At 66.7% G+C, this 20530-nt stretch carries 21 protein-coding genes; 6 read left to right on the forward strand and 15 right to left on the reverse strand.

What is annotated here, in order from left to right; all coding sequences use genetic code 11:
- The 9 genes from HMPREF3151_RS01865 to HMPREF3151_RS01905 all read right to left on the reverse strand — a co-directional run.
- Positions 1–792, reverse strand: a 792-nt coding sequence (locus HMPREF3151_RS01865; protein WP_168160582.1) for an HNH endonuclease, incomplete at its 3' end; no start/stop codon positions are given.
- Between the two features lie 102 nt (positions 793–894).
- The gene (locus tag HMPREF3151_RS01870; RefSeq protein ID WP_070472785.1) at positions 895–1674 is read right to left on the reverse strand and encodes a putative hydro-lyase; all 780 of its coding nucleotides are present in this window, start codon (positions 1672–1674) and stop codon (positions 895–897) included.
- A 9-nt stretch (positions 1675–1683) separates the two neighbouring features.
- Positions 1684–2853 (reverse strand): NRAMP family divalent metal transporter, encoded by a 1170-nt coding sequence (locus HMPREF3151_RS01875; RefSeq protein WP_070473064.1) that lies wholly within the window; start codon positions 2851–2853, stop codon positions 1684–1686.
- A gap of 198 nt (positions 2854–3051) precedes the next feature.
- Positions 3052–3375, reverse strand: coding sequence for a putative quinol monooxygenase (locus HMPREF3151_RS01880; protein WP_070473066.1), 324 nt, complete (start codon positions 3373–3375; stop codon positions 3052–3054).
- Between the two features lie 10 nt (positions 3376–3385).
- Positions 3386–5176 (reverse strand): ABC-F family ATP-binding cassette domain-containing protein, encoded by a 1791-nt coding sequence (locus tag HMPREF3151_RS01885; protein WP_070472787.1) that lies wholly within the window; start codon positions 5174–5176, stop codon positions 3386–3388.
- A gap of 45 nt (positions 5177–5221) precedes the next feature.
- The gene (locus HMPREF3151_RS01890; protein WP_070472790.1) at positions 5222–6181 is read right to left on the reverse strand and encodes a 4-(cytidine 5'-diphospho)-2-C-methyl-D-erythritol kinase; all 960 of its coding nucleotides are present in this window, start codon (positions 6179–6181) and stop codon (positions 5222–5224) included.
- Positions 6174–7025 carry a 16S rRNA (adenine(1518)-N(6)/adenine(1519)-N(6))-dimethyltransferase RsmA gene (gene rsmA, locus HMPREF3151_RS01895; protein ID WP_070472793.1) on the reverse strand — a complete coding sequence of 284 codons (852 nt, stop codon included), beginning with the start codon at positions 7023–7025 and terminating at the stop codon, positions 6174–6176. Before rsmA ends, HMPREF3151_RS01890 begins: the two co-directional genes overlap by 8 nt.
- The gene (locus HMPREF3151_RS01900; protein WP_070472797.1) at positions 7026–8165 is read right to left on the reverse strand and encodes a resuscitation-promoting factor; all 1140 of its coding nucleotides are present in this window, start codon (positions 8163–8165) and stop codon (positions 7026–7028) included. It abuts the gene before it with no gap.
- Positions 8166–8263: 98 nt separating this feature from the next.
- Complete coding sequence (locus HMPREF3151_RS01905) at positions 8264–9100, reverse strand: TatD family hydrolase (protein ID WP_070472801.1); 837 nt, start codon at positions 9098–9100, stop codon at positions 8264–8266.
- 12 nt (positions 9101–9112) lie between these two features.
- Here HMPREF3151_RS01905 and HMPREF3151_RS01910 point away from each other — a divergent pair, with 12 nt between their 5' ends.
- Together HMPREF3151_RS01910 and HMPREF3151_RS01915 are read left to right on the forward strand one after the other, a co-directional pair.
- Complete coding sequence (locus HMPREF3151_RS01910; protein WP_070472804.1) at positions 9113–9505, forward strand: DUF3806 domain-containing protein; 393 nt, start codon at positions 9113–9115, stop codon at positions 9503–9505.
- On the forward strand, positions 9502–10437 hold the full coding sequence (locus HMPREF3151_RS01915) for an alpha/beta hydrolase (RefSeq protein ID WP_210383702.1): 936 nt from the start codon (positions 9502–9504) through the stop codon (positions 10435–10437). Before HMPREF3151_RS01910 ends, HMPREF3151_RS01915 begins: the two co-directional genes overlap by 4 nt.
- Positions 10438–10626: 189 nt before the next feature.
- Here HMPREF3151_RS01915 and metG read toward each other — a convergent pair whose 3' ends face one another.
- The 3 genes from metG to rsmI form a co-directional block, all read right to left on the reverse strand.
- On the reverse strand, positions 10627–12471 hold the full coding sequence (gene metG, locus HMPREF3151_RS01920) for a methionine--tRNA ligase (RefSeq protein ID WP_070473069.1): 1845 nt from the start codon (positions 12469–12471) through the stop codon (positions 10627–10629).
- A gap of 84 nt (positions 12472–12555) precedes the next feature.
- Positions 12556–14361, reverse strand: a complete 1806-nt coding sequence (locus HMPREF3151_RS01925) for a BCCT family transporter (RefSeq protein ID WP_070472810.1) — start codon at positions 14359–14361, stop codon at positions 12556–12558.
- Positions 14362–14464: 103 nt separating this feature from the next.
- Positions 14465–15325, reverse strand: a complete 861-nt coding sequence (rsmI, locus tag HMPREF3151_RS01930) for a 16S rRNA (cytidine(1402)-2'-O)-methyltransferase (protein ID WP_070472813.1) — start codon at positions 15323–15325, stop codon at positions 14465–14467.
- A 40-nt stretch (positions 15326–15365) separates the two neighbouring features.
- Between rsmI and HMPREF3151_RS01935 the strand changes: the two genes are divergently transcribed.
- A complete protein-coding gene (locus HMPREF3151_RS01935) occupies positions 15366–17012 on the forward strand; it encodes a dolichyl-phosphate-mannose--protein mannosyltransferase (protein WP_371441205.1) in 1647 nt (548 codons plus the stop codon).
- Between the two features lie 176 nt (positions 17013–17188).
- Here HMPREF3151_RS01935 and HMPREF3151_RS01940 read toward each other — a convergent pair whose 3' ends face one another.
- Both HMPREF3151_RS01940 and HMPREF3151_RS01945 read right to left on the reverse strand, forming a co-directional pair.
- On the reverse strand, positions 17189–17824 hold the full coding sequence (locus HMPREF3151_RS01940; protein ID WP_070472816.1) for a zf-HC2 domain-containing protein: 636 nt from the start codon (positions 17822–17824) through the stop codon (positions 17189–17191).
- On the reverse strand, positions 17817–18224 hold the full coding sequence (locus tag HMPREF3151_RS01945; protein WP_070472818.1) for a DoxX family protein: 408 nt from the start codon (positions 18222–18224) through the stop codon (positions 17817–17819). Before HMPREF3151_RS01945 ends, HMPREF3151_RS01940 begins: the two co-directional genes overlap by 8 nt.
- Before the next feature lie 52 nt (positions 18225–18276).
- On the opposite strand from HMPREF3151_RS01945, the gene HMPREF3151_RS01950 reads away from it, so the two are divergent.
- Positions 18277–18900: a DNA-3-methyladenine glycosylase I gene (locus HMPREF3151_RS01950; protein ID WP_070472821.1), complete on the forward strand. Its 624-nt coding sequence runs from the start codon at positions 18277–18279 to the stop codon at positions 18898–18900.
- An 18-nt stretch (positions 18901–18918) separates the two neighbouring features.
- Here the strand turns inward: HMPREF3151_RS01950 and HMPREF3151_RS01955 are convergent, their stop codons facing one another.
- Positions 18919–19539 (reverse strand): cation efflux transmembrane domain-containing protein, encoded by a 621-nt coding sequence (locus HMPREF3151_RS01955; protein WP_246815170.1) that lies wholly within the window; start codon positions 19537–19539, stop codon positions 18919–18921.
- Positions 19540–19768: 229 nt separating this feature from the next.
- Here HMPREF3151_RS01955 and HMPREF3151_RS01960 point away from each other — a divergent pair, with 229 nt between their 5' ends.
- A complete protein-coding gene (locus HMPREF3151_RS01960) occupies positions 19769–19987 on the forward strand; it encodes a hypothetical protein (RefSeq protein ID WP_070472824.1) in 219 nt (72 codons plus the stop codon).
- Entirely contained in the window at positions 19984–20403 is a 420-nt protein-coding gene (locus HMPREF3151_RS01965; protein ID WP_070472825.1) for a hypothetical protein, read from the forward strand. Before HMPREF3151_RS01960 ends, HMPREF3151_RS01965 begins: the two co-directional genes overlap by 4 nt.
- The last annotated feature ends 127 nt before the right edge of the window (positions 20404–20530 follow it).

A 20530-nucleotide genomic window follows, 5' to 3' on the forward strand; every position in this document is an offset into this window, starting at 1 on the left:
CATGCAGGCCATATCGCGCTGTTTCTGGTTGGCGGAGCGCTCGGTGTCGTACAGATTCACCGCGCCTTGCTCCGGGTGGAACGCTGCGACCTCCAACGTCTCGCCGAACTCTTGCTGGAGGTATTCGGCGCCAGTCATGGTGGTGCCGTCGGTCAGCGTGAGGATGACGTCGTCGCCATCGCCCGCCAGGATGCGTGCGTGTTCAGAAATCGGCACCATCACAATCGGGCGTGGTGCCGCAGCAACCACTCCGCCGGTTTCGCCTTCGACGATGCGCCAGAACGCCTCCTCCATCTGGGGCGCCGCCGGAAGTGTGGCGTCGATGCCTTGCCGCAGGCGATGCTCTAAGTCTGCGGCTTTGCGGTCGGTGGTGTAGATGGTGATGCGCGCCCGGCCGTTGTTCGGCGCGGAGAAGGCGACCTGTTTCTTTTTCGGCGCCGTGTCCTCGCGGGGCACCAACTCTCGTGCGGCGCGCTCGATCGCGCGGTACCCGCCGGTCACATCCAGCAACTCCAAGCGCAGCCGCCACCGCTCGCTGGTGTCCTTGACACCACCGACGCGGCGTTCAATCAACGCCAGCTCGTCCAGGGAGAACCCGCGGGCCTTCTGTACTGCCAAAGCCTGTTTGCGGGTGAATTTGGTCGGCCCGTAGTACACCTTCTGCATCCCGTCCCACGCGCGTGCCCGATCCGGCGCCATGCCGGCACCCAGGGCAATAGACAGGTCGACGTGCCGCAGGGTCTCCATGGATGCTGCGGCCATCGCCTCGATAAACGCGTCGAACGGGTTCATGCCACGAACACTAAAACAAGCGCAACCCCACACAACCCCCCCGAACCGAAATCTGTGGATAACTCGCCACAGAAGCCCCAAAGTTATTCACAGTGGCACCCTTTAGGGAACCTGGTAGGCCACATCCCGCACGTCGGTGATGAGCATCTTGCCTGGCGAATGGCAGATCGCCAGCTCCGGCTTCGAGTGCATCACGATCGACTGCGGCGTCACTCCGCACGCCCAGAACACCGGCACCCAGCCCGCGGGAATGTCCACCGCGTCACCGAAATCGGGCGCGCCCAGATCGTCGATGCCGATCAAGCCCGGCTCCCCCACATGCACCGGGGCACCATGCACTGCCGGGTAACGCGACGTGATCCTCACTGCGTCCGCCACCAGCCCCGCTGGGATGGGCCGCATGGAGACAACCATCTTCCCGCTGAACACCCCGGCCGGTTCGCAGTCGATGTTGGTCAGGTACATCGGCACGTTCACGCCCTGCTCGATGTGGGCCACCGGCACGCCGTTGTCCACCAAAGCCTGCTCGAACGTAAACGAGCAGCCAATTACAAACGCGACAGTGTCCTCGGTCCAGTAGGCGGTGGCATCCGTTGGTTCGTCGATAAGCGAGCCGTGCGAAAACACCCGGTAGGACGGAATGTCGGTGCGGATGTCGCCGCCCGCGAGCAACGGCGACGACACCTCGCCCGGCTCCAGCACCCCGAGCAGCGGGCACGGCTTCGGGTTGCGCTGCGCGAACAACAAGAAATCAAACGCGTACTTTTTATCCAGCGCGATCAGATTGGCCTGGACATAACCAGCGGAAAAGCCCGCCGTTGTCGCCACATCAGTAGTGCGAAACAACGCGCGGGCTTGCGCTGGGGTGTAGGAGGCGTACATGCCCCAAGACTACGCCCACAGCTTCGGCAGCGTGCTGATGGAGCTCCACCCCATCCACGCACACCCGATAAGCGTGATGGCGCCGAGCACGAGCATCCACATCGGCGGCTTGTACCCGCGAAGCAGATCGCGGCGGAAGAAGCCAGCATAGAGCACGACCGCGAAACCAACCGGCAGGATCAGGCCGTTGAACGCGCCGGCAAAGATCAAAAGCTTCTGCGGGGCAGAACCGACGAAGAGGAAGATCACCGTCGAGATCACGATGAAGCCGACGGTGAGCCAGCCGCGCTTCTTCGGGTCGAACCCCTGCTTGGTCAAAAACGAGATGGAAGTGAACGACGCGCCGATCACCGACGATAGGCCCGCCGCCCACAGCACCAGCCCGAACATGCGCCGGCCAGTTTCACCTGCGGCCTGGTAGAACACGTCGGCCGCGGTGTTGTCCTTGGACAGTGCCACACCGGTGGCCACGACACCGAGCACCGCGAGGAACAGCAGCACGCGCATGATGCCGGTGACGATAATGCCGGTCACGGCGGAGCGGGAGATGTAGTCCATGTTGTCGGGGCCGGTGTGGCCGGCGTCGATGAGCCTGTGCACGCCGGCGAAGACGATGTAGCCGCCGATGGAGCCGCCGATGAGTGTGGTGATGACCTTGAAGTCGACCTCGTCCGGCGCAACCGACTGTTTCACAGCCTCAGCCACCGGCGGGTTGGACGAGATGGCGACGTAGAGCATGAGCAGGATCATCAGCGCGCCAAGGATGCCGACGATGACGTCCAGTGCGGCCCCCGCACGCTTCCACAGGAACACGACAATCGCGATCACAGCGGAGATGGCACCGCCGATCTTCGGGTCAATCGCCCCGCCGCTGAGCGCCTGCACGCCGAGCCCGGTGCCGGCGATGTTGCCGATGTTGAACACGAGGCCGCCGATGCCCACGAGGATGGCCAAGAACCAGCCGAGGCCGGGCAACACAGAGTTGGCCAGTTCGCTGGCGCGCAGCCCGGACACGCCGAGGATGCGCCAGACGTTGAGCTGGATCACGATGTCTACCAGGATGGACAGCAAGATCGCGAACGCGAACGCCGCGCCCATCTGCACGGTGAAGACGGAGGTTTGGGTGAGGAAGCCGGGGCCGATGGCGGAGGTCGCCATGAGGAAGATTGCGCCGACCATGGGGCCGATGCCACGTGCCGCGGCGGGAGCCTTTTCGGGCACGTCGGCCGCGGTGGATCCGCCGTTGGCGGGTTGAGGTGCGGTCACGGGGACACCCCTTTCGATTGCGGGAAACTTATGTGACGCGCAACATCGTAAGCTATGGGTGCCCCGCGGGTCACACCTCGGGGGTAGCTTGCGCTACGTGCGCACTACCCCTTAGGAGACCCTGAACTCCGCCATTTCGTCCCACTCGGTCTTGCCCTCGATGAGGGTGTTGATGATGGTGGGGGTCTCTTTGAGGATCGTGGGGAAGAATTCCTGGGCGGCCTTGAAGTGCTCGGAGTTGACGTGGGCTTCGGCGGCGTCGTCCTGGAATGCTTCGATGAGCAGGTATTCGTCGGGGTTGTCTTCGTTGCGGTACCAGTCGAAGAAGATGTTGCCTTCTTCGGCGCGGGAGGCGTCGGTGAAGTCCTTGACCAGTTCGCGGAAGTTGTCGACGTGTTCGGGCAGGGGCTTGAATCGTACGTTGATCAAAATCATGCGCCCCACCCTAGCCTTCGAGCTTCTCGCCGAGTTCGAGCCATTCCATCTCGAGCTCCTCGCGCGCATCCTTCACCGCGGTGAGCTCTTTGGTTTTGGCGCCGATGGCGTCGAAGTCGCCGGCCTCGGAAAGCGCGGCGATCTCGGTCTCGAGTGCTTCGGCCCGCTCGTTTTCCTTGGCGATCTTGCGCTCGAGCGCCTTCATCTTCTTCTGCAGCTCGCGCTCCTCTTGGGAGCTCATCTGCTTCTCGACGGCCTCCGGTTGCCCCTGCCCCAGATCCAGCACGCCGGCAGTGCGGGCCTGGTCGGCGCGCTGGTCCAGGTACTGCTGGATGCCGCCGGGCAGGTTGGTGAGTTTCCCGTCGCCGAACAGCGCGTAGGCGGAATCGGCGATGCGCTCGATCAGGTAGCGGTCGTGGGAGATGACCACCAGGGTGCCGGGCCAGGAGTCGAGGAGGTTCTCCAGCTCTTGGAGGGTGTCGATGTCGAGGTCGTTGGTGGGCTCGTCGAGAAGCAACACGTTCGGCTCCGCCATGAGCACGCGGGTCAGTTGTAGGCGGCGGCGCTCGCCGCCGGAGAGGTCGCGCACGGGGGTGCGCTGGCGCTTCGGGGAGAATCCGAGGCGTTCGGCGAGCTGCGATGCGGACAGTTCCTTTTTGCCGAGGGAGATGTAGGTGGCGACGTCCTCGACGGCGTCGATGACGCGGCGCTCCGGGTCGAGGTCGTCGAGTTCTTGGCGCAGCCAGCCGATGCGGGTGGTCTGCCCCTCGATGCGTTTGCCGGCGGCCAGCGGGTACTCCCCGGCAAGCGTGCGCAGCAGGGTGGTTTTGCCGGAGCCGTTGACGCCGACGAGGCCGATGCGCTCGCCGGGTGCGAGGCGCCAGGTGAGGTGGTCGACCAGCGTGCGGCCGTCCGGGGCGTCGATGCGCGCGTCTTCGAGTTCGATGACCACGCGGCCCTGGCGCTGCTTCGAAAACGCCATGAGTTCGACGGTGTCGCGCGGGGGTGGGACGTCCTTGATCAGGGCTTCGGCGGCCTCGATGCGGTAGCGCGGCTTGGAGGTGCGCGCCGGCGCGCCGCGGCGCAGCCACGCCAGCTCCTTGCGGGCGAGGTTCTGGCGGCGTTGCTCAATCGCATCGGCCTGGCGAGCGCGCTCGGCGCGGGCGAAGGTCCAGTCGTTGTAGCCGCCCTCGTAGACGTCGACGGTGCCGTCGTGGACCTCCCAGGTCAGGGTGGCCACGGTGTCGAGGAACCAGCGGTCGTGGGTGACCACCACGACGGCGACTTTGCGCGAGAGTAGATGGTCGGCGAGCCATTGGACGCCCTCGACGTCGAGGTGGTTGGTCGGCTCGTCCAGCACTACCAGGTCCAGGTCCTGCACGAGCGCGGCGGCGAGGTTCACTCGCCGGCGCTCGCCGCCGGAGAGCTGCCCCACCGGGGTGTCCAGGCCAAGCTCCGCCACACCGGTGCCTTGGAGCACCTCGCGCACGCGGGCGCTGGAGGCCCACTCAAAGGTCTGCAGCCCCAGCGGCTCGACGACCGCCTGGCCCACCGTAAGCGCACTATCGAGCGTGAAGCGCTGCGTGACCACCGCCATGCGCAGGTCCGAGGTGTGCGACACGCGGCCCGCGTCCGGTGGCTCGATGCCGGTGAGCACCTCAAGCAGGGTGGTTTTGCCGCCGCCGTTGACGCCGACGATGCCGATGCGCTCGCCGGTCTGCACGCCGAGCGAGACGCCGTCGAGAAGCGTTTTCAGCCCCCACGTTTTGGAGACGTTTTCCAGGTTGATCAGGTTAGCCATATGGCTTGCAATCTTACGCAGGCGCCCGCCTATCGACGCCTCCGGTTAACCCACCTTCTCCACCACCGCACCGTGGTCCGGGCCTTCCGCGACGAAGACCTCGTAGCCGTCGAAGCGCTCCGCCAGGTGCTCGGCGGCGAAGCGCGCGGCGTCGGCGTCGTCGCACAGCACGGCCACCGTGGGCCCGGAGCCGGAGACAACCGCGCGGCGGCCCGCTTCCCCAGCCACGCCGAGCACGCGTTTGAGCACCGGACGCATCGACAGTGCGGGTGCTTCTAAGTCGTTGTGCATCGCGGCGGCGACACGTGCCACGTCGCCGGAGGTCAGCGCCTGGGACAGCTCGGTGGCGTCCATGTGGGGCAGCAGGGCGGGGTTGCCGTGCCGGAGGTCGTCGAGAAGCGAGAAGGCTCCCCCGGTGTTGATGCCGATTTTCGGGTTGATGAACACCCAGTGCAGGCGGCCGCGCGAAAGCATCTCCACCAGCTCATCGCCGCGGCCGGTGCCGAGCGCGGTGCCGCCCATGAGCGAAAAGGGCACGTCCGCGCCGAGCGACGCCGCGATCTCACCCAACACCTCGTCCGGCAGCGGCTCGCCGTATTCGGCCACCAGCGCGTTGGCAGCCACCAGCGCGGCGGCCGCATCGGCGGAGCCGCCCGCCATGCCGCCGGCGACGAAGACGTGCTTGTCCACCTCGATGCGCACGCGCGGCACCGCCACGCCCGCGCGCGCCACCACGGCTTCGACGGCGCACCAGGCCAGGTTGCTCGGCCCGTCGATGTCCTCGTCGGGCTCGTCCACGAAGAACGTGGTGTGCATGGATTGCACGGCTGGGCCGTCCACGGGGGTGCCGTCGTAAAGCAAGCGCACCACCTCGCGCCGGTCCACCGCGTGGAAGACGCTGACCAGGTCGTGGTAGCCGTCCGTGCGCGCCTCGCCCACGCCGAGGTGCAGGTTCACCTTGCCCGGCGCGGAGGCGACGATCTCACGCACTGCGCTTTCAGTCATGCCGCGCCTCCCCCAGCCGGATGAAGTCTGCGACGGTGAGCTTCTCGCCGCGAAGCCCCGGGTCGATGCCGGCGGCGCGCAGCGCGTCCTCCGCGGCCGCGGCCGAGCCGTAGATGCCGGACAGCGTGGAGCGCAGCGTCTTGCGGCGCTGGGCGAAGGCGGCGTCCACCAGCGGGAAGATGGTCTCGCGCAGCTCGCGCGGGGCGTCGGCTGCGACGTCGATGCGTACCAGCCCCGACTCGATGTTCGGCGCCGGCCAGAACACGTGCTTGCCGATGGTGCCAGCACGCGAGACGTCGCCGTAGAAGGCGGCCTTGACGCTGGGCACGCCGTAGATCTTCGAGCCGGGCTGGGCGGCAAGCCGGTCGGCGACTTCCTTTTGCACCATCACGAGCACCCTGCGTATCGACGGCAACTCCGCCAGCAAATGCAGCAGCACCGGCACCGAGACGTTGTAGGGCAGGTTCGCCACCAAGGCGGTCGGCGCAGCGTCGAAGTCGGCGCGGGCAGCCTTCAGCGCGTCGGTGTTGATCACGGTCAGCCGCTCGGCGTAATCCGGGGCGAACTCGCCAACAGTTTTGGGCAGGCGCCCGGCCAGGCGCGGGTCGATCTCGAGGGCGGTGACGCTCGCGGCAGTGTCAATCAACCCCAGGGTGAGCGAGCCGAGTCCCGGTCCGACCTCGACCACGTGGTCGTCGGGGCCAAGCTCCGCCGCCGCGACGATGCGGCGCACGGTGTTGGGGTCGTGCAGGAAGTTCTGCCCCAGCTTCTTCGTCGGGGTGACGTCCAGCTCGGCGGCGAGCTCGCGGATCTCGGCGGGCCCTAGAAGTTGCGCTTCTGCCATCTAGCGGATACCTAGGCTCGCGGTGCAGGCCGGCCAGGCACCCCAGCCCTGGGAGGCCTGGACGCGCTCGGCGATGGCGATCTGCTGCTCGCGGGTGGCCAGGTGCGCGCTCGGCGCGTACGCGGTGCCGCCGTGGCCTGCCCAGGTGGACGGGGTGAACTGCAGCCCGCCGGAGAAGCCGTTGCCGGTGTTGATGGACCAGTCGCCGCCGGCTTCGCACTGCGCCAGCGAATCCCACACGCTGCCGGAGGCCACCGCGGGCGCGGCTGCGCCAGTGTTGCCAGCCTGCTTCGTGCCGCGGGCGATAAGCGCCGGCTTGGCCTTCTTCACTTCCTTTTCTTCGGCCACGCCTTCGGACTCGACTTGACCGTTGACGGTGACGGTGCGGTGGACGACCTTGGTCTCGCCCTGCTCGCCCTTCTCGCGGACCTCTTCGGTGCCCTCGTCGAGCGAGTCGTCGTCGACGTACTCCGCGGGGGCCTCCACCACGACGGTCTCTGGGCGGTCCACGGTGCTGACGCGGTCGAGCACGATCTCCATGCCGGGCTCGATGGCGTCGGTGAGCGCGACGTTGAGGCGGTCGTCGGTGTCGAAGGTGACGCCGCGCGCGGCAAGCAGGTCGCCGACGGTCTTCGCCGCGGCCGAGACGTAGGTCAGCTCGCCGCCGTCGCGCAGCGCGACGATCTTCGGGGTGGTCACGTCCAAGTTCATGCCGTGGGTGACCGGCTGGTCGCGGTCCACGTCCACAGCGGAGTGACCGGCGACGCCTGCCTGGTCGATCAGCTCGCCGACGGTGCCTGCAGTCGACGTAATCTCCTGCGCAACGCCATCGATGACCACGGCGACCGGCTTCGCGGTGCGCACGGTGACGGTGTCGCCGCTGGCCAGCTTCTCCCCAGGCGCGGGGTAGACCAGGTCTTCCGGCGCGACCTCGACACCGGCGGAGTTCAGCGCGCCCGCCACGTCCGCGGCGTAGGTGCGCACGTTGGTCTCCTCGCCGTTGACGTCGACGGTGACCTGCTTCTGGGTGGCAAGTGCCGTGCCCGCGCCGCCGACCAGGACGGCGCCGGCGACGGTGCCGGCGACGGCGCGCTTGGTGGCGGTGCTCTTCGGGTTGATCCGCTTGATCTGACGGGACATGTGTTTCCTCACGGGTCGGCTCAGCTGAAGGTGTTCAGCCAATAACCCGGGTAACGATACGGTAACGCCCGCGGGGTTTCAAGGACCGACGTGCCAGGTCACACCCCGTAGACCCGCGAGAACGTCTCTGCAATCTCACGCGCCACATCGGCCACTTCCATGCCGCGCGCCTCGGCCACAACCTCGGCCGTGTGCCCGATCAGCGACGGCTCGTTTTTCGCGCCGCGGAACGGCTCCGGGGTCATGTACGGCGCATCCGTTTCCACCAGCAGCTGCCCCGCCGGTGCCAGCGCCGCCGCCTCTCGCAGCTCTTCGTTGCGCTTGAACGTCACGTTGCCGGCAAAGCTGAGCACGTAACCGCGCTCGATCGCCTCCCGCGCCACATCCAGCGGTGAGGAGAAGCAGTGCAAAATCACGTGCTCGGGCCGCGGGGCGCTATCAAGAATGCGCAGCATCTCCGCATCTCCCTCGCGGTTGTGGATCATCAGCGCCTTGCCCGACTCGCAGGCCAAATCGATGTGCCAGCGAAATGCCTCCTCCTGCACCTCAAGCGGCGCGGTGCCTTCCGCGTCGTGCTTGAGCCAGTAGGTGTCGATGCCGGTCTCGCCCACCGCGACACAACGCTCGTCGGCGGCCATCTCCGTCAGGCGGGCGCGAGCAACGTCGTCAAGCTCATGCGCCCTCGTCGGGTGGATGGCGCACGCCGCGAACACGCGCTCGTTGAAGTGGGCGGCCTGAAGCGCAAGCTCGGCCTCCTCGAGACCGTCGCCGACGGTGCAGATGCGTTCCACGCCGGCGGCCAGGGCGCGCTCGACGAACGCATCCACTTCTTCGGCGCCGCGCGCTCCGCAGGACGCGAGGTGCGTGTGCGCGTCAATCAGCCCGGCAATCGGCTCGGCGGGCACGGGTGTGGGACGCGGTTTCTTTTTGCTCATACGATGCACCCTATGGCATTTGAAGACATCGACTCAGCCACCCAGACCCAGATCGAGGCCGACCTGGCCGAAGCCGCCGGCCGCGGCATCAACGGCGCGCCCGCCGACATCGTGGAGTCCTTCGAGGCCGAACTCGCCGACTACCTCGCGTTACCGCCGGACGTGCGCCGCGGCTTCCCCCGCGGCGACACCGCGCGGCTGTACGGCACCGCACTCGGCCAGGCGCTCGTGCGCGAGGGGTACAAGTGGCAATTGCTTATCGACGACTACGGCACCGACCTCGTCGTCGCCAAAGACGTCGGCAGCGCCGGCGAGAAATACACCGCGCCGCTCGTGGTGGTGGACCAGCGCTTCGAGGACGAGGAACCCGGCACGTTGACCAAGTTCCTCGGGCAGTTCCTATGACTGATCCTGCGCCGGTTCCTGCGCTGGAATCGATCATGCCGCTCGTGCGGCCGGAGCTGCGCAGGCGCGCGCGGCTGATCCCTCACCCGTCGGTGGAACGCGGCGCGACCCGCTGGCTGGCCACCCACGGCCAGACGCTCTTTCCCATCCCCCGCCGCGAGGGCGTGCAGCTGATCCGGCACGGGCACACTCTCATCTTCCGGCCGCGCAACCCGAGAGGCGCGCTGTTGTGGCTGCACGGCGGCGGCCACATCATCGGCCACCCAGCCCAGGACGGGCCGCTGTGCGCGAACACCGCCGCCGAGGTGGGCGTGACCGTGGTGGCCCCGCGCTACCCGCTCTCTCCTGCACACCCGTTCCCCGCAGGCCTCGACGCCGCGCTGGACACGTGGGCGTGGATGCACACCCGCGCCGACGAGTTCGGCGAACCGTTCGCCATCGGCGGCGAAAGCTCCGGCGGCGGGTTGGCGGCTGCAGCCTGCCAGCGGCTTTACGACGAGCCTGCCGAAAAGCACGGCCCGCTGCCCCGCGCCCAGTGGCTCTTCTGCCCGATGCTGGACGACCGCCCCACCGCCGACCGCCGCCGCGACCTCCCCCGCGACCGGCCCGTGGCCAACAACGCGCAAACCCGCTACGCCTGGACGTCCTACCTGGGCCAGGCGCCCGGGCTGGAGACGGTGCCGGAGTACGCAGTCCCTGCCCGTCGCGCGGACCTGTCGGGGCTTCCCCCGGCATGGCTGTCCACCGGAGACATCGAGCTCTTCTACGAGGAGATCTGTGCCTACACCCGGCGGCTTCGCGACGCCGGCGTGCCCGCCCAGCTCGAAATCGTCGAAGGCGCGCCGCACGCGATCGAGCTGTGGGCGTTCGACGTGCCCGTGGTCAAGGCCATGCTCGCCTCGGCGCGATCGTGGCTCGGCGAGCAGCTGTAGCAATTATGTTCCCGCGCCGCCCCGCCGCACTCGCCCCAAACGCCCTCCAACGCGCGGATCCAGCTACCTAGGACCAGATAATCGCCCCCAGGAGCCGATTAGCTGGGTCTTACTAGCTGGATCTGGCGGAAGAGGGTGGGAAGAGGCTGGGTGGTGGGCTGTCAGCGGGCAGCCGCCGGCACCGCCGCGCTACTGCACCGGCGCCCACTCCGGGCCGGTCTCGCCCAGCTCCGGGTCCAGCTTGGCAATCAGCGGCTGCGGCTTGGACAGCTCCGTGCCCGGGGTGACGTCCACGCGCCGCCACACGGCCTGCTGCTGGGAGTAGTCGCCGGTGATGGTCAGGTAGGTCTGGCCCTTCTCCGGCAGGCCGGCGCCGACGAGGTTGAACTCCTCGTCGTCCACGACCTCTTCGACCCGCGGCTCGGCCGCCCAGATGCCGGTGCGGCCCAGGGTCTCGTGGACCTTCTGCGCGGTGTGCGGCAAAAACGGGGTGAGCATGGCGTTGCAGTCGGAGACGACCTGCAGCGCGGTCCACAGTACGGTGGCCAGGCGCTCGCGCTTGGTGTCGTCCTTGGCCAGCTTCCACGGCTCCTGCTCCGCGATGTAGGCGTTGGCCTCGCCGACAACGTGCATGATCTTCGTGATCGCGGACTTGAAGTGGGCCTTGCCCAGCTCCTCGCCGGCGGTGGTGAACGTCTCGGCCGCGAGGTTCAGGATGCGCTCGTCGGAGGCCTCAAGCGGGCCGGGCGCCGGGACCTGGCCGAAGTTCTTGTGCGCCATGGACACGGTGCGGTTGACCAGGTTGCCCCAGCCGTTGGCCAGCTCGTTGTTCACGCGGCGGACAAACTCATCCCAGGTGAAGTCCGTGTCGTTGTTCTCAGGACCCGCGACGGCGATGAAGTAGCGCAGCGGGTCCGGACCGAACTCGGCCAAAAAGTCCTTGACGTAGATGACCACGCCCTTGGACGAGGAGAACTTCGAGCCGGACATGGTGAGGAACTCGGACGAGACGACCTCGGTGGGCAGGTTCAGCTCGCCGAGCTCGCCGGCAGCGCCGCCCTTGGCGCCCTTGCCCGCGTAGCCGAGCAGCTCCGCCGGCCAGATCTGGGAGTGGAAGGTGATGTTGTCCTTGCCCATGAAGTAGTAGCCCTCGGTGGCCGGGTCCTGCCAGAAGTCCTTCCAGGCCTCCGGGTTGCCGGAGCGGTGCGCCCACTCAATCGACGCAGACAGGTAGCCCACCACGGCATCGAACCAGACGTAGAGCTTCTTCGACGGGTTGTCCTGCCAGTCCTCCACCGGGATCGGGATGCCCCAGTCGATGTCGCGGGTCATGGCGCGCGGGCGCATATCCTCCAGCAGGTTCAGGGAGAATTTCAGCACGTTCGGGCGCCACTCTTGGCGTGTGGAAAGCCACTGCTCCAGCGCGTCGTGCAGCGCAGGCAGGTCGAGCATGAAGTGCTCGGTCTCGATGAACTCCGGCGCCTCGCCGTTGATTTTGGACACCGGGTTGATCAGGTCCGCCGGGTCGAGCTGGTTGCCGCAAGTGTCGCACTGGTCGCCGCGGGCGTCGGTGGCGCCGCAGATCGGGCAGGTGCCTTCGATGTAGCGGTCCGGCAGCGTGCGGCCCGTCGACGGGGAGATCGCGCCCTGCGTGGTCTCCCGGATCATGTAGCCGTTCTCGTTCAGCCCGCGGAAGAGCTCCTGCACCACGGCGTAGTGGTTTCGGGTGGTGGTGCGGGTGAACAGGTCGTAGGACAGGCCCAGGCCCGCCAGGTCCTCCACGATCTGCTTGTTGTAGCGGTCCGCCAGCTCCTTGACGGTCACGCCTTCCTTATCGGCCTGCACCAAAAGTGGTGTGCCGTGCTCGTCGGTGCCGGAGACCATGAGCACGTTCTTGCCGGACATTCGCTGGAAGCGGGCGAAGACATCGGAGGGCACGCCGAAGCCTGCGACGTGGCCGATATGGCGCGGGCCGTTGGCGTACGGCCACGCAACGCACACAAGAACGTTGTTGTTGGTCTCGGAAGAAGTCATGGCTCTCAGCATAAGTTATGCCCCGCTTAAGCACTGCACTGCTTAAGCGGGGCGCAACTTTAGAACGTCGTCAAGCAAACGCTCCTAGCGGGAACGCGGTTTGAGTATCTCCTTGACCTGCGCCTTGCGGGCTTCCAGCTGCTGCTGGTCGCGGTGCATGCGGCGCTCGATGGCCAGCTGGCGGGCGAAACGCTCCTGCTCCTTCTTGTCCAGGTAGATCGTGTCGTTGGACATGTCCTTGACAATCGCGAACATCAGCACGATCAGGATGATCAAGAACGGCGTTGCGGCCACGATGGTCACGGACTGTAGCGAGTTCAGCGCGTCCGAGCCACCGGAGATCAAAAGCGTCAGGCCGACGAATGCGGTGGCCAGGCCCCACATTGCGGCGAGCCACGGCTTCGGCTCGGTCTTACCGGACTGGGTCATAGACGCCATCACGGTGGACGCGGAGTCCGCCGAGGTGATGAAGAAGGTGCCCAGAAGGATCAGGGCGAACACGCCCATGACGTAGCCTCCCGGCATCGAGTGCAGCAGGTTGAACAGCTGCTCTTCGTTGGAGCCGCCGCCGACGATGGACTCGCCATTTTGCTCCATCTTGATAGCGGTGCCGCCGAAGATGGCGAACCACACGGTGGACAGGCCAGCCGGCACCAGCATCACGCCGAGACAGAACTCGCGCACGGTGCGGCCGCGGGAAATGCGCGCCAGGAAGGTGCCCACGAACGGGGACCAGGAGATCCACCATGCCCAGTAGAAGATGGTCCAGCTGGAGAGGAACTCGCCGGCCTGGCCGTCGGAGCTCTCAGCGGTGCGGGCTGCCATTTCGAAGAAGTTCTGCAGGTAGCTGCCCACGGAGGTCGGCAACATGTTCAGCTGCGCCACGGTCGGGCCGAACACGAACACGAAGATCGCCAGGATTGCGGCGACGACCATGTTTGTGTTGGACAGCCACTGGATGCCCTTGGACACGCCCGACATTGCGGACAGCAAAAACGCCAGGGTAAGCACAGCCACGATGCCGATGATCAACTTGTTGGACGGGTTGTCCACGAAACCGGAGGCTTCCAGGCCGGAGCTGATCTGCAGCGCGCCAAGGCCCAGGGAGCAGGCGGTGCCGAAGATGGTGGCGAACACCGCGAAGGCGTCGATGAGCTTGCCCAGCCAGCCGTTGGCTGCCTTCTCGCCGATCAGCGGGATGAACGCGCTGGACAACAGCTGCTTGCGGCCGAGGCGGAACGTCGAGTACGCGATGGCCAGGCCGATGATGGCGTAGACGGCCCACGGGTGCAGCGTCCAGTGGAACATGGTCTGCGCCATCGCGGTGCCGACTTCGTGCTCGTCGTGGCCCGGCACACCGTCGGTGTACATCGCCAGCGGCTCGGCCGCGCCGTAGAACATCAGGCCGATGCCCATGCCGGCGGCGAACATCATGGCGATCCACGAGGTTGTCTTGAACTCCGGGCGTTCGTCGGCGGTGCCGAGGCGGATGGTGCCGAAGTTCGACGCCGCGATGACGATGACGAAGGCGACGAAGATGGTGCCGCCGAGGACGAAGGCCCAGCCGAGGTTGTCGATGACCCAGCCGAAGGCGGTGTCCGCGAAGTTAGAGAAGTTGTCGGGGGCAGCCAGGCCCCAGCCGACGACCGCCGCGACGATCACTGCCAGAGGAATGACGATGCCCCAGTTGATAGGGGCGTCATCTGCGTCGGCTTCGCTAACGACGCTTTCCTCGGGGTCTGTGTAATCGGGTTGCGCGCCGTCGCGGTCTGCGCGCAGCAGTGCGGCGATCTCGCCGACTGCGGAAGATCGTTCAGTCTTGATGGGGTCCGTACTCCGCGGCTCCACGTCGGGATCGTGGGGATCCCTTTGGAGATCACGCTGAGACATATAGTTCTCCTCGCAAATTTTCAGGGTTTTTCTAGAACCCAAGCAGGCTAGCGCAGATCACACCATTGTGCTAGCCCGCGCGGGGAACTTTTGCTTATCGACGTCAGCTTCGCGCATCCAACGCGGCATCGTAGAGGTCTCCGACCTTCACTCCGTGCTGCTTCGCCACCTGTTTCGCGGCGTCTTTCATGCGCTGGCCGCCGTCGACCAGCTCCAGCACCAGACCGACTAAGTCCTCGGGTTCGGCCTGCTGCCCGGTGCCGCCTTCGATCACCAGCGTGATCTCCCCTCGCACGCCGCCGGCCGCCCACTCGGCGAGCTCCCCCAGCGTGCCGCGTTTGACTTCCTCGTAGGTTTTGGTCAGCTCGCGGCACACGGCAGCACGGCGTTCGGCGCCGAGGACGTCCGCGGCGTCGTGAAGCAACTGCTCGATGCGGTGCGGCGACTCGAAGCAGCACACGGCGCGGCGCTCGTGCACGAGTGTCTCCAACCACGCGCGGCGCGCGCCGGTCTTCCGGGGCGCGAAGCCGTCGAAGATGAAGTGGCCCACGTTAAGCCCCGAAAGCGCCAGGGCCGTGGTGACGGCGGAGGGTCCCGGGATACAGGTGACGGGGACGCCGGCGTCGTGGGCGGCGGCGACGATTGAGTGGCCGGGGTCGGACACCAGCGGCATGCCGGCGTCGGTGACAACGACGACGGTGCCGGCTCGTGCGGCGTCGAGAAGCTCCCGCACCCTCGATTCTTCGTTGTGGTCGAAGTTGGACACCACTCGCCCAGCGATTTCCACGCCGAGCGCCGCGGCGAGCGCGCGCGTGCGGCGTGTGTCTTCTGCGGCGATCACGTCCGCGGTGGCGAGCGCCTGCGCTAGCCGCGGCGACGCATCCGCCGCGTTGCCAAGCGGGGTGGCCGCGAGCACAACTCCGGCCGGGAGGTTCTGTGTCAGATTGTCTTGCTCGGCGGACATACCTCGGGAGCATACGCGTCAGGCGCTAATATCTTCCGTCGTGACCACTATCGCGAGCACCCCGAACCCCGCCGGGCCGCCGTCCGGCGCCGACGCTACGGCGACCGAGACGACGCGCTCCGTACGTCCTGCCCAGCCTGCGCCCGAGGCACCCGTGACCGTGCCGTGGACGCGCCGCGACACCATCGCCGCCTCCGTCATCGGTGTGCTGGCGCTGCTCACCAGGTTCATCGGCCTGGTGCAGCCGACCAGCTCCGGCACCCCCGTCTTCGACGAGAAGCACTACGTCCCGCAAGCCTGGGACATGGTGGAAAGCTGGTTCAACCCGGTCTTGGGCGGCATCGAGTCCAACCCCGGTTACGGCCTGGTCGTGCACCCGCCGCTGGGCAAGCAGCTGCTCGCGCTCGGCGAGATCATCTTCGGCTACTCCCCGCTCGGCTGGCGCCTCATGACCGGCCTGTTCGGCACCGCGGTGATCGTGTTCGTATTCCTGCTCGCGCGGCGGGTCAGCCAGTCCACCAACATCGCGATCATCGCCGGCATCATCGCGCTTTTCGACGGCGTCCTGCTCGTCTCCGCCAAGTTCGGCATGCTCGACGTGTTCCAGGTGCTGTTCGTGGTGATGGCGGCGTGGACGCTGGCCGGCGACATGCGCGAGGTGCACCACCGCTGGCACGACGCATGGCTGGCCGGCAAGCTCGAGGACGCGAGCCCGTTCGGCCCGCGCATGGGCTTTCGCTGGTGGCGCTTCGCCACCGGTGTGCTGCTCGGCCTGACACTGTCCGTGAAGTGGTCCGGCCTGTACTACATCATGTTCTTCGGCCTGCTGTCGTCGTTCTGGGACTTGTTCCTGCGCCGCCGCTACGGCGTGGAAAAGCCGATTTCGGGCACCTTGCTTCGCGACGTCCCGTCGGCGCTCGCCTCCATCGTGCTCATTCCGGCGGTGCTGTACCTGTGGTCCTGGCGCGCCTGGTTCGCCTCCGAGACGTCCGTGTACCGCCACTCGCTTACCGACGGCACCATCGCCGGCTCCGACTGGCCCTGGCTGGCCAACCTGCCTGAGCCAATTGCCGGCTGGTTCTACTACCACTTCTCGGTGCTGAACTTCCACGCCTCGCTCACGTCGTCCTCCGGCCACTCCCACCCGTGGGATTCCAAGCCGTGGGCCTGGCTGGTCTCGGCGCGTCCGATCCTGTACTACTCCGCCACTGACCTGGAGTGCTCAGTTGCTCCCGGCGACGGCACGTGTCGCGAAATGATCTACATGTTCGGCACCCCCGCCATCTGGTGGCTGACCGTGCCGGTACTGCTGTGGGCGTGCTGGGTGTGGCTGACCCGCAAGGACTTCCGCGTCATCGTGCCTGTGATCGCGTTCGCCGCTGGCTTCCTGCCGTGGCTGGCCGCCTTCGACCGTCAGATGTACTTCTTCTACGCCACCGCCCTGGTGCCGTTTACCGCGGTGCTGCTAGCCCTCGCCTTGGGCAACCTGGCCAAGAAGGGTGGGCCTGTGACGTGGGATTGGGTGAACAAGGTCGCAGGTTTTGAAATGCGCTGGGGCCAGCTCGCCGCCGTGGTTTACATCGCGCTGGTGGTGGCCAGCTTCATCTACTGGTCCCCGATCTTCTACGGTTTCAGGATCCCGGACGCCTGGTACGAGTCCATCATGTGGCTGCCTAGCTGGAAGTAGCTGGGAATCAACCGGCCAGGGGCACTCTCCGCCCCTGGCCGGTTTTTCGTTCCGGGGGCTTCCTGAGCCGCCTGAACGTTGTTTTTCGAAAACAGGACTACGAAGATGGCGGCAAAATAGGGCGTTTTCGAACTCTGGCGTTCGAAATCCTCGGTGTCGAGGCGGAGCGGCCTTGGCTAGTACGGCCGGGCGTCCAGCATCTGCCACGCCCGGCGCAGCGCCCCGCCCCGGTCGGCGACCCAGGTCCACACAAGGGCCACCAGGCTCATCAGCGGGATGAGCACCCCGGCGAGCTCGAAAGCGCCTGTGCCCAGCACAAAATCGCGCACGGCAAAGCCGACGGTGAAGGTGAACATGGTGCCCACGATGAGCACGACGCCCGGGATCTGCTGTGGCCGCCAGGCGGTAAAGCCCAACGCGAGCGCCACGCCGAAGCGCACCGACGCCGCAGACGCCACCACCGGCTCCTCCCCGCCGGAGAGGATCAGGCGCACGGCCCACACCACCCACACCACGGCCATTGCGCCGAGCAGCAAACGGCCTACTGCCATGCCGAGCTCGCGACGGCGGGCGAAGCGGCGCCACTCGTCGTCCACCCCGGCGAGGATCGCGGCGGAGAGGTCCTGTGGCGGGGCCATCGCGTCGTCGGTGTCCCCGCCGAGCGACTGCGACAGCGCCAAGGAGCGGTCCAAAAACGCGCGGCATTCCGCGCAGCCTGACACGTGGGCGTCGACAATAGCGTCGTCGAGTTCGGTTTTCTCGCCGTCGATGCGCGCGGACAGCGCCGCCTGGACCTCCTCGTGGCTAACCACGCGTGAGCACCCCGTCCAGGCTGGCACGGCCGGTGCCGAAGACGGTGATGATAAACAACGCGGCGGCGATCACGAGCGTGTACTCCACTCCCCCGGCCTCGATGGAAAAGCCGTTGTCCAGGTGCACGAAGTACCCGGCGGCTAAAACGACAAGGGCGAGGAGCGACGCGGTGATCGTCGTTAAGAGCCCCACTGCCAAAAACGCGCCGCCGATGAGCTCGACGGTGCCGGTGAGGTAGGCGGACAGCTGTGGCTGCGGCACCCCGAGTTCCGCGAACTGACGGCCGGTTTCGGCCATGCCCGTCTCAAACCAGTGGTTGTAGCCGTGCGCCACAAACACCGCGCCCAGCACGAGCCGGAGCACAAGCAGCGCGAAGTCGCGGACGGCGGGCCTATTCATGCCGATTAGCGTACCCGTGGAACCAAACGAGGTAGAACTGAGTCCAATACATATGACTGATTTTCACACCGCCCCAGAGACCGATCCCGAATCCGGCTGGCCCGTCATCGGCGACGACGGGCTGGCGCGCCCACCGTGGGCGGCCACCGACCCGCTTTTGCGCGAGTACTACGACACCGAATGGGGCATGCCCGTCACCGACGAGCAGGGCATGTTCGAGCGCGTCTGCCTCGAGGGCTTCCAGGTGGGCCTGTCGTGGCGGCTGATCCTGCAGAAGCGCGAGGCGCTGCGCGCGGCGTTCCGCGGTTTCGACCCAGAGGAGGTCGCAGGCATGAGCATCGAGCATTTGCTTGACGACGCTTCCTTGATCCGCAACCGGCGCAAACTCGAAGCAGCAGTGAAAAACGCCCAGGCAACGCTCAACCTGCGGGAACAGGGCACGCACCTGGGCGAGTTCGTATGGTCCTACCAGCCGGAACACACGCCGGTGCCACGTACGATGGCGGAGGTGCCGACGCGCTCGGCCGAGTCCGAGCAACTGGCGAAGGACTTGAAGAAGCGCGGCTTCACCTTTGTGGGGCCGGTGACCATGTACGCGCTGATGGAATCCACCGGCATCGTCGACACCAACTTGGTGGGCACCTGGCGCCGCGGTGCGTCCGGAGTGTGGGCTTAAGGCGCGTCTAGGCGGCGTTTAATCGTCGTCCATGTCCGCGAAAGCCTCCTCGACAGAGTCGTGCTCCTCGCGGGATGCCTCCCAGACTTCCTTGGCGGCGGAGAGGTTGATCGCGGCGATGATCGCACCGACGACGATGTCGAACCAGGCGGTCTCCCACACGAAGGTGAGCAGTCCGGCGGCGATGATGAGCAGGTTGGCCAGCGCGTCGTTGCGCGCGGCCAGCCAAGCGCCGGTGGCGAGCGATGAGCCTTCACCGCGCAGCTGCATCAGCAGGATCGCGCAAACCACGTTGACCACCAGGGCACCGACCGCGATGCCGGTCAGGCCCTCCGGCGACGGCGCGACCGGGTTCACGATCTTGGCGACGACGGTGACAATCGCAGCCACCGCCGGGATGAGGATCAGCGCTGCGAGCACGCTACCCGCGGTGCGACGGCGCGCGGCCGGCCACGCCACGGCGAAGAACACCAGCAGGTTGATTGCGGTGTCCTCGAGAAAGTCGGCGGAGTCCGCGAACAGGGACGCCGACCCAATGGCCACCGCACCGGCAAACTCCACGAAGAAGTATGCCAGGTTCAACAGCGCCACAATCAGCACCGCGCGACGGATCTTCTGCGCGCCCAACGAATCTTCCACTTCAGCTGCTCCTTTATGCCCGAGATTCAACGGGAGGCAGCTTAGCCGATCAGCAAAACGTAACGGGGCCCGGCCGTATTCGACCGGGCCCCGCAATCAAGCGGAGCTAAGGGAGCTCCACGACGAAATCTATTCAACCGCTGGTAGACGCGCCATTCGCAGACATTGGCCCCGCAACTGTTGCGCAACTGTTGCTTAGCGCACCGAAAACCGACCCGAGGAGCACCCGATGCTTTCCCCCAAAACCACTACCAGCCTGGCGCGGCAGGCATCCGCAGCGCGCACCCCACTGCGCCACATCATCCACCACGAGGAGGCAGACGGCACCATCCACTACCTCTGCGGCATCCGGCGCGCACCCGGCGCGGCAGTCAAGGGCACCCACGCCGATAAGGTGAACTGCCCCGCCTGCGATGCAGCCGCGCACCTGCTGGAGGTCATGCCGTGACCGAGCACCACCTACTGCCGCGTGACGATCAACCCGGCGACTACACCGGCTGCTGGAATCAGGTGCACGTGCGCACCGTCTACCCCGACACCGCAGCCGGGGTGTGGCACTTCGCCATGACCGAGGAACTACGCGGCACCTACTGCGGCAAGTTCAACCGCATGTGGGGCTGCGAACTGCCCGGCGCACGTGTTAGCACCCGGCGCGGCGGCACCGTCACCATCGCCGCCCAGGGCGCGACCATCGGGCAGATCATCACCACGCTTAACCCGTGGAGGTTCCGAGGCACCCGGCTCGGGTTCTGCCCCGACTGCCTAGACATGGCTCGAGCACAAGCCGAACTGATCAGCCAGCCTAAGTACCGGCTGCGCGGGCTGCTACGGCAGTTCGACGGTGCCGCTACCCCACCGGCGTAGCTTCAACCGCTTAGACGGCAAAATTCACCAGGCGTTTTGCGCTGGCCTATCGCGCACGCGCGTGTTGCCGGCCTTGCACGTCCATCACTCGCCGCCACCTCCACTGCTCGAAGTGGCGGCTGTTTCG

Origin of the sequence: Corynebacterium sp. HMSC05H05 (assembly GCF_001807265.1) — a bacterium.
In the GTDB taxonomy this organism is placed as follows: Bacteria; Actinomycetota; Actinomycetes; order Mycobacteriales; family Mycobacteriaceae; genus Corynebacterium.